Source organism: Globicatella sulfidifaciens DSM 15739, assembly GCF_900167405.1.
GTDB lineage: Bacteria > Bacillota > Bacilli > Lactobacillales > Aerococcaceae > Globicatella > Globicatella sulfidifaciens.
In genome coordinates, this window is record NZ_FUWO01000020.1 from 1 (window position 1) to 13,521 (window position 13,521).

The 13,521-nt window shown below is 35.2% G+C and carries 10 protein-coding genes; 4 read left to right on the plus strand and 6 right to left on the minus strand.

Translation table 11 applies throughout. From position 1 onward, the window contains the following. Nucleotides 1-327: 327 nt before the first annotated feature. Together B5D12_RS08760 and B5D12_RS08765 are read right to left on the minus strand one after the other, a co-directional pair. A complete protein-coding gene (locus B5D12_RS08760) occupies nt 328-930 on the minus strand; it encodes an energy-coupled thiamine transporter ThiT (RefSeq protein WP_159443913.1) in 603 nt (200 codons plus the stop codon). Nucleotides 931-944: 14 nt separating this feature from the next. Next, nucleotides 945-2,624 carry a ribonuclease J gene (locus B5D12_RS08765; protein ID WP_078756466.1) on the minus strand — a complete coding sequence of 560 codons (1,680 nt, stop codon included), beginning with the start codon at nt 2,622-2,624 and terminating at the stop codon, nt 945-947. Nucleotides 2,625-3,169: 545 nt separating this feature from the next. On the opposite strand from B5D12_RS08765, the gene B5D12_RS08770 reads away from it, so the two are divergent. Then, nucleotides 3,170-3,811, plus strand: coding sequence for a cytochrome c biogenesis CcdA family protein (locus B5D12_RS08770; RefSeq protein WP_078756467.1), 642 nt, complete (start codon nt 3,170-3,172; stop codon nt 3,809-3,811). 15 nt (nt 3,812-3,826) lie between these two features. Beyond that, nucleotides 3,827-4,609 carry a TlpA family protein disulfide reductase gene (locus tag B5D12_RS08775; protein WP_078756468.1) on the plus strand — a complete coding sequence of 261 codons (783 nt, stop codon included), beginning with the start codon at nt 3,827-3,829 and terminating at the stop codon, nt 4,607-4,609. Nucleotides 4,610-5,160: 551 nt separating this feature from the next. On the opposite strand, the gene pepF is transcribed toward B5D12_RS08775, so the two are convergent. The 4 genes from pepF to spxA all read right to left on the minus strand — a co-directional run bounded on the left by pepF (nt 5,161) and on the right by spxA (nt 9,652). After that, a complete protein-coding gene (gene pepF / locus B5D12_RS08780) occupies nt 5,161-6,939 on the minus strand; it encodes an oligoendopeptidase F (protein ID WP_078756487.1) in 1,779 nt (592 codons plus the stop codon). Between the two features lie 96 nt (nt 6,940-7,035). Next, nucleotides 7,036-8,064, minus strand: a complete 1,029-nt coding sequence (locus B5D12_RS08785; RefSeq protein WP_159443914.1) for a competence protein CoiA family protein — start codon at nt 8,062-8,064, stop codon at nt 7,036-7,038. Between the two features lie 50 nt (nt 8,065-8,114). Further along, nucleotides 8,115-8,843, minus strand: a complete 729-nt coding sequence (locus tag B5D12_RS08790) for an adaptor protein MecA (RefSeq protein WP_078756470.1) — start codon at nt 8,841-8,843, stop codon at nt 8,115-8,117. A gap of 410 nt (nt 8,844-9,253) precedes the next feature. Next, nucleotides 9,254-9,652 carry a transcriptional regulator SpxA gene (gene spxA, locus B5D12_RS08795; RefSeq protein WP_078756471.1) on the minus strand — a complete coding sequence of 133 codons (399 nt, stop codon included), beginning with the start codon at nt 9,650-9,652 and terminating at the stop codon, nt 9,254-9,256. Nucleotides 9,653-10,162: 510 nt separating this feature from the next. Here spxA and trpS point away from each other — a divergent pair. Next, nucleotides 10,163-11,149, plus strand: a complete 987-nt coding sequence (gene trpS, locus B5D12_RS08800) for a tryptophan--tRNA ligase (RefSeq protein ID WP_078756472.1) — start codon at nt 10,163-10,165, stop codon at nt 11,147-11,149. A gap of 842 nt (nt 11,150-11,991) precedes the next feature. Then, on the plus strand, nt 11,992-13,257 hold the full coding sequence (locus B5D12_RS08805; protein ID WP_159443915.1) for a general stress protein: 1,266 nt from the start codon (nt 11,992-11,994) through the stop codon (nt 13,255-13,257). Nucleotides 13,258-13,521: the final 264 nt, after the last annotated feature.

Below are 13,521 nucleotides of genomic sequence, written 5' to 3' on the forward strand. Positions count from 1 at the left end.
AAAACATAAACGATAACCTAGTAAAATCAATAAAAATAGCTGTCAATTTCGCTAATTCCTCCTAGGTATCAATACCGAGGTTTCCTTAGCTGACAGCTTGTAAATGAACACAGAACGAACGCGTACTTAAAACTTTCGATTAAACGCAAAATACAGAAATTCACAAAATACACTAAGAACCAGGAACTCCTAAATCAATACAAAATTTCATTAAACATCCGAAGTTTCCTAAACACTACAAAAAACCCTAACAAACGCAAGGTAATAATCCTACTTCAACGTTTGTTAGGGTTAAAATGCATACTTAATCATGCATCTCATTATTTATTAGTCATTTAAAAGACTTGAGGTTTCTTTACGAGATAAGTATTTACTACGCTTAGGAATAATCAAGCTTTGATTGATGCGCGCCATTAAAATTAAAACTACCGAAGCAATCACTGTTGTAGCTAACCAACCACCCCATAATGGCAATTGATTTAAAGCCAATCCATCTACAGCTGGCAATACTATTGGGATGACAACATAACGTAATGCAAAATACACCAGTGAAACCAATAAGCTAGCCGTTACGATATTTAAATAAGTCGAAGATAATCGACGATTATTCAATGTTTTTTGCGTATATTTCGCAAACACCCCTGCAATTCCTGCTGCTAATAATGGAGTAACTTCTGTTAAAATCTTGGTTATCCAATCCCATTCAGGGCGGCTTAATATTAAATTAATGGCACCGGCGATCGCTGCAAATACAATTGCCGTTGCTGAACCATGGCGCAGACCTAACCAAATTAATGGTACTAAGCCAATGGCTAATGTCACACCTAGGCTTTCTGTTGATTGCCATTCAAAGCCAATCGCCCGCCATAAAACTACCAATGCTGTTGAGATTAATCCATCCATTAATAAACGAGTGGTTCTTTTATTCATTCCAACACCTTCCCTCATTCTTCAGGTTGATAACTTGAAGCTTCCATAATAATTGGTAAGACTACCGGACGACGCTTCGTTTCTTGATATAAATATTTACCAATTTGCTCGCGTAAATCTTGTTTTAATTCATTCCATTCAAAGTCTTCGCTCGCTAAATGTTTATCCAAAATATCTAAAGTCATTGTTGAACACATTTGTAAAATTTCAATGTTTTCTTTGACATAGATAAACCCTCGAGAAGTAATTTGTGGTCCAACTAACACACGACCTAAGCGACGTGAAATAGTTGCGACAATCACAAAAATACCTTCCTCACTTAAAATGCGACGATCACGCAATACTACGCTCCCAATATCGCCAACGCCAATACCATCAACTAAGACATCCCCCGATTCTACTTGTTGCGTAATTTGGAAACGCCCTTTGTATAGTTCAATGACATCACCAACTGCTGGTATAATCAACTGATCGTCTTCATAGCCCAATTGTTTGGCTACATTCGCATGGGCATGTTGCATGCGATACTCACCATTAACAGGGATAATATATTTAGGCTTTAAGAAACTCATCATTAATTTTAAATCATTGCGGCTTGCATGACCACTAATGACAACCTTATCGGTAATTTCTTCAACGGTTGCGCCACAACGATAGACACTGTCTTTAATACGAGCCATTGCTGTTTCAAAGGCTAATGAAGGTGTTGAAGCGATATACACTAAATCACCTTGTTTAATTTTAACTTGACGGTGATGGCCTAAAGCCATTAATTCGATAGCTTTTAATGGTTCCCCTACATCACCAGTTTCTAAAATTAACACTTCATCGTCCGGTGTTTTATCTAGTCGCTTAATTTGACCTAAAACACGTTTGCTTGGAATTGAAATCTTCCCTAATTCAATCGCTAAATCGACAATGTCATATAATTCTTGACCAGAAAAGAAAATTATACGATTTGAACGATAAGCGGCTTCTAATAATTGTTGAATCCGTGAAATATTACTACCTACACTCGCTACAATAACACGTCCTGGTGCATTCGTAAAAGTTTCCGTTAATTCTTCAACTACTTTATAATCGCTAATGCTATCAAAACTTGATTCCGCATTGGCAGAGTCACTTAATAAAGCTAACACGCCCTCTTCACCAATATCTGTCAAACGACCAAACTCCGTGCGATACATTGGACTGGCTGCTGGATCGAAACGGAAATCGCCAGTATAAACAATTTGTCCCTCATCGGTATGAATGACAATTCCCACAGAATCAGGAATCGTATGGGTTGTTCTAAAGAAACTAACCTTTGCGTCTTCAAACTCAATTTCAGTTTTCTCATCAATTTGGAAAAAGCTATCTAAACGATCGGCCAAGCCACGTGCTTTCGCTGAGATAGAAGCAATCCCAATCGTAAATTCCGTACCAAAAACAGGTACATCTATTTCATCTAATAAATATGGCAATGCTCCTACGGCATCGGCATGTCCATGGGTTAAGAAAATGCCTACCACCCGATCTTTATTATCAATTAAATATGAAAAGTCAGGAATAACAAAATCAATCCCCAATAATTCTTCTTCAGGATAAACTAACCCGCAATCTAAGACGAAAATCGAATGATTCACCTCAACTGCGTATAAGTTTTTCCCCTCTTCTCGAACCCCACCTAAGGGTATAATTTTTATTTTACTCATTTTACACCTCGAAATATATTTTAACTGTCTAACTCATAGAATGGGCAAGTAGTAGAAAATTAAATGATTTTCGCTCCGTCGGCTTACCACCACATAGTTGGATGTTGGCCAGAATTAGAAATTTGAATGATTTTCGCCTCGTCGGCCAGCCTCAAACAGCCGTCTTTGCTCTCAATTTAGTCATTCAGTCAAAGTTTAAGACCACTCAAATACTACACTATATGATAAAACGATGGAAGCAAATGGTATTTTTTAAGTTTATGCCCAGTCCTAGTTATTTAAAATTATAACACATTTATCCTACTGATAGTAATAAGTTATGTAATAAAACAGTAAATATATGCAAAAGCATTTGTGAAAACGATATTATCTTCATATTTTTACTGAGCAGTTTCCTTTAAGGAATAATCTGTGTTTGTTACAATTAATGAGAAAATAGGAACAATTACTTATTAATCGATTAATCATCATTATCAGACGTTTTTCCACAATCTGATTTGCTATTTTATCGAAATCTAAAAAATTAACGAAAAGAGGCCATTATCGTGACCTATTTATTATTATTTTTAGAAGGTATCTTAACCTTCATTTCTCCCTGTTTGTTACCTATGATTCCTTTATATTTGGCCTATTTTACTGCTCAAGATGAATCAAAATCAACATTTAAGGAAGCGTTAAAATTTGTCTTAGGCTTTTCTGTCGTTTTTATCGCGATGAGTGTTTTCGTTAGTACAATTGGCAAATTTATTATTATTAACCGCCAAACAATTCAAGTGGTGACCGGACTCCTATTGGTCTTACTTGGTATTGACCAGTTGCTTGGTCATCGCTTTTCACAAAAAATATTTAGGGGGGTGCAAACCAATCGACTACCACTCAACCCCTTTATTTTTGGAATGTTATTTGCCGTAAGTTGGACGCCTTGCGTTGGTGTCTATTTAGCGTCGGCTATGGCCTTAGCTCTCAATGCTGACCACCAAATAGAAGCGGTACTGCGTATGATGACTTATGCCTTAGGATTAGGAATTCCTTTTATTTTAAGTGCACTATTTATTAATGAAAGTAAGGATGTCTTACAACAAATCAAAAAACATACTCATCTTATTCAAACTATCTCAGCCATACTATTAATTGGTTTTGGCTTATTAATCGCAACGGGCTATATTTATCAAATTTTACCGGTCTAATAGGAGGAACAATTTATGAAACGTCTTACCATTTTAGGACTTAGTTTAGTCTTCATTTTTATCTTAGCTTTTACTTTACAACAACAATTATCAACTTCACCTAAAACAGAGTCGTCACTTACTTCTAGCCAGCAAATAGCATCTGAAACTGAGCAATCTGTGAGCGAACAAGCAACAGCTGACAATAATGAACATTCCGATAATGAATCTGAAACAACTCCAACCGTAGCTGACTCAAATAAAAATAATGAAGCCACCACCGAATTAGCCACTTATAATTCTAACCCTGATCAAACAACTCAAGAGTTGCCGATGATTGAGACCACGCTGGAAACAACGACCATTGCCGAAATGGCTCAAGAAAAAAATCTAATTAATACTGATTTACCAGAAACAGTTATTATTGATCAAAATAACCAAAAATATTCCTTGTATCGCTTACTCGATCGCCCGACTATTATCAATGTTTGGGCCAGTTGGTGCCCTCCTTGTCGTGAGGAAATGCCCTACTTCCAGAAACAGTACGACTTACATCATGAAGACATTCAATTTGTCATGTTGAATGCGACGCTATCACGACCAAGTGAAACCGAAGAAGCAGCTAAAGAATATTTAAAAGAATTCAACTACACTATGCCAATTTATTATGACTTAGGATTTAATAATCAAGTCAAGCTCGAAACTGCCATCTTACCGTACACGATTGTCGTCCATGCAGATGGTAGCTTTGATCGCTATCCTGGCCAAATGAGTGAAGAACAATTAATCGAAATTATTGATGGTTTACTTGCGGAATAAATGAAAGGGAAAGACGACGTAAATTATTAAATCATTTTCAATCCGTCACTTCTCACTATACACTTGGGATTCAGCCAGAGTAGAAAATCGCATGATTCTTGTTTCGTCTGTTCCCCCATCACAGTTGAGAATAGACAATCGGACAATGCACGATTCGTCTTACCTCCCCGTATAGTTTGGGAATAGACAATCGGACAATGCACGCTGCGTCTGACCTTCTTGCAAAGTGAAATAGTCTCAAATAAGTCATTAAGATGCCGTTTGAGACCACACAATCACTATAATATAATATATACAGATAAAACCACACAAAATTTTTACCATCCACTGTGAAAATACTAAAATAGTGCTGGTGATTTTTTCTGCCAACACTAAAAATTAAAAACATTCGCAAAGAAATACAGGCTGAAATTCGCATTACATAACGGATTTTAGCCTGTATCTTTACTTTTTTCTCATACTAAATGTTTAGCGAACCCCCACAATAAATAGCCTTTCTCTTGTGGGGTTACACTAAATATTGTAGTACCTTTAAAATTCTAGCACCTACATTATTTATTTTCTTTTAACAATGCTTCAAATTCATTTAAGCGTTGCTCAAAGACATCTAAAGCAGCATCGATATAGTCACTTTGTGTCATATCTAAACCAGCTGTTTTAATAATGTCAATTGGGTATTGGCTACGACCAGCTTTTAAGTAACCTAAATATTTATCCAATGCGCCCTCTTGTCCTTCTAAAATCGCTTTTGAAAAGGCCGTTGCAGCAGAAAATCCTGTTGCATATTGGAACACATAATAATTATAGTAGAAATGAGGGATACGACTCCATTCTAAAGCAATCTCAGAATCAGAGTTCACAGCCTCACCATAGTATTTACGGTTTAATTCACGATAATTATCTGATAAGAATTGTTGAGTTAAAGGTTGACCGGCGGCATCAGATTGATACATAAAATGCTCAAATTCAGCAAATTGAGTTTGACGATACACAGTCCCTTTCATACCATCTAAGAAATGATTGATAATATATAATCTTACTTGTGGATCTTCATATTTATCTAATAAATAAGCGGTTAATAAGTTTTCATTGGTAGTCGAAGCTATTTCCGCTAAGAAAATAGAATAGCTACCATAAGTATAGGGTTGATTTTTATGTGTTAAATAACTATGGGCACTATGTCCTAACTCATGTACTAAGGTATATAACCAGTTGACATTATCTTGCCAGTTCATCAGGATATAAGGTTTTGAGTCATAAGTTCCTGAAGAATAAGCGCCTGAACGTTTGCCTTTATTTTCATATAAGTCAATCCAACGATCTTCAAAAGCTTCACGCATAATCGCTAAATATTCTTCTCCTAATGGTGCTAACGCTTCTAAAGTAATTGATTTTGCTTCTTCATAAGTCATCTTAATCGGTGCATCGCCTAATAAAGGTGTATACATATCGTACATTTCTAAATCTTCTAAACCTAATAACTCTTTACGTAAACCAACATAACGATGTAATAAGTCTAAACGTTTATTAACAGTGTCCACTAAAGTATCATAGACCGATTCTGGAATATTATTAGTAAATAAAGCTGCTTGACGTGCTGATTCAAATTTATGCACTTTCGCATCATAATTATTCACTTTAATATTCGTTGATAAAATAGAAGCCATTGTATTTTTAAATTGATCGTAAACTGAATAGAATTTTTCAAAAGTCTCTTTACGCACACGACGGTCAGAACTTTCTAAAAATTTACTATATAAAGAATGCGTTAATTGAACTTCTTTGCCTTCTTCATCCGTAATGGTTGGAAATACTAAATCTGCATTGTTTAATACACCAAAAGTATTGCTTGCGCCTTGGAATACTTCACTTGCTTGAGCTAATAATAACTCTTGTTCTTGTGGTAAAACATGTGCGCGACCGCGAACCATATTATCTAAATGTTGTTGATAATGTTTTAAACGATCATTTTCTTCGATAAATTGAGTTAATGTAGCTTCAGGAATGGTATTCAATTCTGGTTCAAAATAAGCGATTGTTTCCCCAAATTGACCATATAATTGAGTTGCTTTGGCATACATTTCTTGATACGTGCTGTTAGTAGCATCTTGATCATTTTTTAAATGTGCATATACATACACATTAGACATTTTACGAGCCGTTTCGCCAATTAAATCCAAGGCATCTGCTAATACTTCTGGCCCTTCTGCTAATTTTCCACTGAATTCAGCTAATTTGGGAAACATGGCTTTGACTGCTTCAGCATCTGCTTCTTGCGCCGCATCATCAGCATACATGCTTGTTAAATCCCAAGTATATAATTCATTCATCTCTTCACGTGACTTTAATGTTGACACTTGAATTCCTCCTTATATTTCACATGGTTAAATTTTATCACATTGACCTTTTACTTTCCAATGATAGTGTCACTTTTTTTTAATATAAAAATGCAAACAGTGATATAAAGCGGAACAAATGTCTTCCAATGGTGATCGTTGCATTAAAGGTAAAGTCGCTAATCTAATCTTCTTTTCATTCACTAATGCGATTAAAATTTGATGAATCGTACTGAGCGTTATCGGACGCTTTGCTTGTTGCATCCGTGCCCAAACTAAAGCGAGTACCATCCACATCGGTGTCTCAATCAAGAATGACTGCCATTGATACTGAAAAATCCAATCGGGTAATCTATCGATAGTTGTACCGGCTTCATGTAATTGATGCATCACAACTTGATAAGCTGGATTTTGCTGATAGGCACGCTTAATCATTAGCACTTTTTCTTGTGCTAAGATTTTTGATTTGAAAGAATAAGGTCGTCCAATCTGTCGTTCAAATTGATCTAGCCAACCACTGGTCAATGATATCACCTCACGCTGACAGTACCACGATTGAGGCGAAAAAATAATCGGCAACTGACTATAACGTATTAATACACGCTTCTTTTCATCCATTCCGAGCCAATAATATCCCCAATCAGGATGATAATGAAGCAACTGTCGTTGCCACGTTGAGACTCGGTGACTTTGCCAATATTTTAAATGGGCAACCCAATAGATTTTAGACGTAATCGATAAATAGGCTTGATGACGTAGTGAAAGTAAATGAGACGAAATTACTGAATTTTGAAATTCTAAAATAATTGGTGGATCATTATGATACCAACAATCGACCTGCTGATTAATGCCCGGTAACCAATATTCAAGCTGTGAATTAAAATTGCCTAAGGCTAATAATCTTTTACCCTGTTGATGAATTGCACCTTCACCTTTCAACTGCCTGCCTTGAGGAATATCGGACTGACATTGCATCAAATGGGCAAAAAAATAATTACCTTTACGACTTCTTTTTAAAATCACTAGTTGATGACAAACAGGACAATGAAAGCTACTTTGTAAATCAAAGGCTTCTTGAGCATAAATGAGTTGACCGGTTTGATCGATGGCCGCATACAAAAAAAACACCCCTGCTTACAAATACGTAAACAAAGGATGTTTTGCTTCTATCATAAATATTTACCAAAGTAAGCCAAGGTGTCATCTTGACGAATTAATTCACCATATTCTTCTAAAACAGCAACGGTTGTAGCGGTACCTTCACCGAATTCTTTCATCTTCATAATCGTATAAAGTGACTCTTCTTCTAAAATGAGTGGTTCAATATTGGTGATAACAAAATAATAGTGTTTATTCATATAATATAAATCACCTTGAACTGGCGCATCAACCTGCTCTCTAGCAAATTTAATAAAGCCATCTAAATCTTCAAAACGCACAATATTATGATTAGGCAAGACCGAGTTTTTCGCTTTATCTAAAGCCTCTGAAAGTAAATCGCTTAGATTTTCTGGTGATTTTGATGCTTCATCGTCTTCATCGTCAACGTCTTCGATAGCTGGTTCTTCTTTACCTTTATTAGTAACCGCTTCGCTCTGTTGTCTTCTTCCATGGATTCGTTTTAAAACTTCTTCATCGAAGAGACTATCAATATCCTCAAAGTCTGAACGGCTGATATATAATTCAATTCCGTCATTACTTGGAATTACTTGGAACGTGATAGCTTCAGAATCATAAAATTGACGCTCAACGTCAACCTCTTCCAAGATAGAATAAAAGAATTTTTCAACACTCTTTTGATCACTAATCAAGTCTAAAAAGTTGATACCTCTTTCTTCTAAGTCCTCAACATCAATATAAACTTTAATTAGATTTTCATTAATTCTTTCCATTTCCATCTACTTCACCTCCAATTGGTTTCACTCTAAATTATACAATAGATAAACACAAGTCTCAATAGACATGCATGGGAATATAATAGCAATAAAGCCCACCAATTACAAGCTTTTTTCCTCAAACTAAAGTTTGAATTATTAAAAAACATTCCAAATCATTCTATATAAATTAACCAAACAAATTTTTTCTATTTCTAAAGCACTAAAAATTAAAAAAAGAGGATTTTTTCCGTAACTCTATCATCTAGATACTAAAAGCGGTAGCTTTTTTCTAAATTCACATTACACCACTTTTATCCCGCGTATTTAGCTTGGTAATCTAAGGATTAAGAGCGTCTCATTCTAACAATAATAAAAGTGAAATGAAAGCACAAAAAAGCCGGAACAACGTTCCGGTACTAATTTCAATATTCTTATTCATTAACAAGAGCTTGCGCACGCGCTAATTCTAAAGCACGAACTTCCCTTGGTAAGAAACGACGAATTTCATCCTCATTAAAACCAATTTGAAGACGTTTTTCATCAATCATAATTGGACGACGTAATAAACCTGGCTCTTTTTGAACTAAGTCGAAGAAGTCGTTTAAGGGCATTTCACTAATATCAATATTTAATTCAGCATAAGCTTTCGAACGAGTTGAAATAATGTCCTCTGTTCCTTCTTCAGTCATTCGTAAAATAGCCTTAATTTCATTTAAAGTTAATGGCTCAGTAAAAATGTTACGTTCTTGATATGGGATGTTATTCTCTTCCAACCATGCTCTTGCCTTACGACATGAAGTACAACTTGGAGTAACGTATAATGTTACCATATATGATCATCCTTTCAATCAATTCCGATAGAAACGAGTTACACGTTGATTCGTCAATTACAAGTAAACTTTTATTATCACACACCACAAAACCTAAAAAAAATCATGAATACAATCTTTATCGTTTACGAGTAATACGACCAACTAATGATATTATAACATCGGATAAAGTTGATTACAAGGCATTTTTTGAAAATGATTAACAAGATTAAATAGTTATTAAGATTTCAGGCTGCTCTTTCACAGAAAAAGTTTGTGCATCTTTTCTTTTATTAGACTAAACTTGACTATTGAATTAAAGATAGTTAATATTATTATAGAACTTTGTAAACACGATTATATCGGCCTATTAATTAAAGTGTTTTCAAATAATGAGAGCTTTATAATCTAGTAAACAAGTTTGTGATTAATACCACTTGTATATATTTTTTATTTATAAGTTCCTTTGAAACTTAACAAATATTTAATAAAAAATAATGTAATAAACTAGCAGTAAGAGAGGATTTTTTGATGAAACCAACTATTTTTTCAGGTGTACAACCGACAGGAATTCCCACATTAGGTAACTATATTGGCGCAATGAAAGGCTTCGTTGATTTACAACATGACTATGATGCAACTTATTGTATTGTCAACCAACACGCACTAACAGTGCCTAAAGACCCAGCCAAATTAAAAAAACAAACCTTACAATTAGCAGCCCTTTACTTAGCCTTAGGAATTGATCCAAATGTTGCGAATATCTTCGTCCAATCGGATGTGCCTGCCCATTCACAAGCAGCATGGATGGTCATGTGTATGACCGGTTTAGGTGAATTGGAACGCATGACTCAATTCAAAGATAAAGCAGCCAAACAAGAAAGTGTTGGTGCTGGTTTATTAGTCTACCCTCCATTAATGGTAGCCGACATTATTTTATATGATGCTCAATATGTGCCGGTTGGTGATGATCAAAAACAACATATTGAATTAACCCGTAACTTCGTTGATCGATTCAATGCTCGTTTTGGCGATGACATCTTAATAAAACCTGAAGCCATCTTCCCTAAAGCAGGGAGCCGAGTGAAAAGTTTACAAGATCCATTATCAAAAATGAGTAAATCAGATAAAAACGAAAAAAGTTTCATTTTATTATTAGATGAACCAAAAGCTATTACTAAAAAAATTAAAGGTGCGGTCACGGATTCTTTAGGAATCGTTAAATATGACGAAGAAAACCAACCCGGTGTCGCAAATCTCTTAAATATCTTCTCAAGTTTAAGCGGACGCACAATTGAAGATTTAGTAGAGGATTATGGTGACACTGGATACGGTCGTTTCAAAGGTGATTTAGCCGAATTAGTCGTTGATACTTTAGCACCTATTCAAGAACGCTACCAAAAATTATTAGTCAGTGATGACCTACGTGACATCTTACATACGGGTGCTCAACGTGCGAACGAAAAAGCTTCTGTTACCTTAGCACGTATGGAAAAAGCAATGGGAATCGGCTACTAGTATTGTGTGGTTGACTGCCACTACTTTAAATAATTGACCTCACAGGCCTATTTCTGTGAGGTTTTTTATTTTTTTGTTCAATGAGGTAAAGTTAGAAATTTTAGATTTATGCTAGGAAAAAACTTTAACCATGTTATTATACTTTCCTTTATTTAATTGATTGCGAATGTTCTCAAACGGTGACTAAATGAGACTAGACATAAACATAATTAATTCAGTCAAGTATTGGTCGGCAATTAGAAACTTAGCGTTGAGTGGACTCAAATAAGTCTTAATGACTAATTTTAATACTTCTCGACTGTTCTCGGTTGGCAGATGGACCAAAAATCATTCAAATTTCTACTCCTTGCCTACTTTCTACGGTAAACTGTTGGCAGACGAATCGGAGTTTATTTGACTCTTTCTTCTTATCTTTTCCTTCTTGGGCTTTTCTATTTACTTCATACCTTGTTTAAACAAACAATTGAATTTTATCTAAAATAACATTTTTAAAATAAATTATTTCACTAAAGCACCATACTGATATTCACCTTATACTTATTTTAATAATTAACTTTTCTTTGCATGAAAACATGATAAAATCAATTGCTATCCCTCTCAAACTGTTTTCAAGATAAACTTATTTCTAAATTACGGTAAGCGTTTCGTTTTACTTTTAAAAATTTTGTTGATACGATTTAATTATCAATTAGAAACATTATAATTGATTATCGGTTAGCTTTGGCCGGCAAAAAGTTAACTTTTGCTAAATGATTATATGTATGTGTCAGTCTAGGATTACTTTAGTCTTAATATCCAATAAAAGTAGTAATATTGCCAATAAAAATGAAGGAGCGATTAAAATGACAAAATTTATTTACGGAACGTATGAGACATATGAACAAGCTGCACAAGCAATCGACGAGTTAAAAAATCGTGGTATTAATTCTAGTGACATGGCTATCGCAACAAATAGTCAATATGATAATTTGTTAGATTTAGGTGTTGATGTCTTAGAAGTCGACTCTAATGAAGCGTCTGATAGTTGGTGGCAAAAAATTATTAATATGATTAACCCACTTAATGAAGACGATGACAATGAAGTCAATCAAGAAGAACAATTACAAGAATACCAAGAACTAGTGGCGGACGGTAGTATTGCCGTCTTAGTAGAAGAAGCCTTATTAAATCAAGCGCGTCCAATTAACTTGGACCAAGTTGATACTGATGACAAAGATGGTCATTCACCAGAAGAAATAACATCAAACTCTGAATGGTTTCCATCCGAAGAAGGTGAATTACCTAAGCGGGCCTATGGTAGAAAAGTCGATACGAGTCGCACTGCTGGCATGAAAGGCGTCTATCGTAAAGAAGACACCTTAAGCGATACAACAGATGACCCTATAAGCGATTCAACCAAAGATAACTTATCTGATTCAGCCAATGATTTAACTAACTTTAAAGCACATGCTGGTACTGATAATGCATTCAATCATTCTCAAAAAGAGGCTGATGCCTTTAAACAAACCTCAACCGGTACAACTGATTTTTCCAAAGAAGCCCTCATGCACGAAAAAGTTAAAGCGGAGCGTGCAGAAAGGCAATCCGCTGAATTAGTCAATCATCAACCAAATGAATTTAATCATTACAATGATTCATTGAAATTGGAAGAGTATCCTGGTGGTGAACCAACGCGTGAAATGATTGAAGATGAAAGTGTCATTGATCCTATGAATTTACAAGATGATCAACGTGAGTTTAAAGCTTATTCTCAAGATAAAGATGCCCATCAGTCGCCGATAAATAATCCGATTGATGATGCACCCCAGTCAAATGAAACAATGTATAAGCAACAGCATGCTAATCCAATAGATGGTCCAACTGATACTTCCTATCGCGAAGTCGTTGATCCACCCATTGAAGATCCGATGATTGATTCAGCGGAACGACCAGCCAATGATCCTTATTTAGGACGAATGAATCAAAACATGACCGAATATCAAGCTAATCAAGTTGAGAAAGGGATCCAACAATCTGATGCTGTCCATGAACGTTATAGCGACCAATTAGAAAAAGATACTTTCCCACCTGAACCCGATGAAACAGATTATCGTCATTTCGATTCTTGATCGAAAAGCGAATCTTCTAGATGATTAACCTGAAACTTGTTATTCAAGTGATAGTGGTTCAGCATCGACTATGCCCTTCAACTTTAACTAATGATGAGGCATAGTGCTATCTAACTTTATGATTCACTAATATGGGTGTAGAAAGAATCACATCGTGTGACGATGACCTGGTTATTGAGTTAAAATAAAGTTCGATAATTTTATCATATTTTATAAAACCTATTCACGTTTGTATCAAATTTCCAATCCTATTTTAGATTTTAC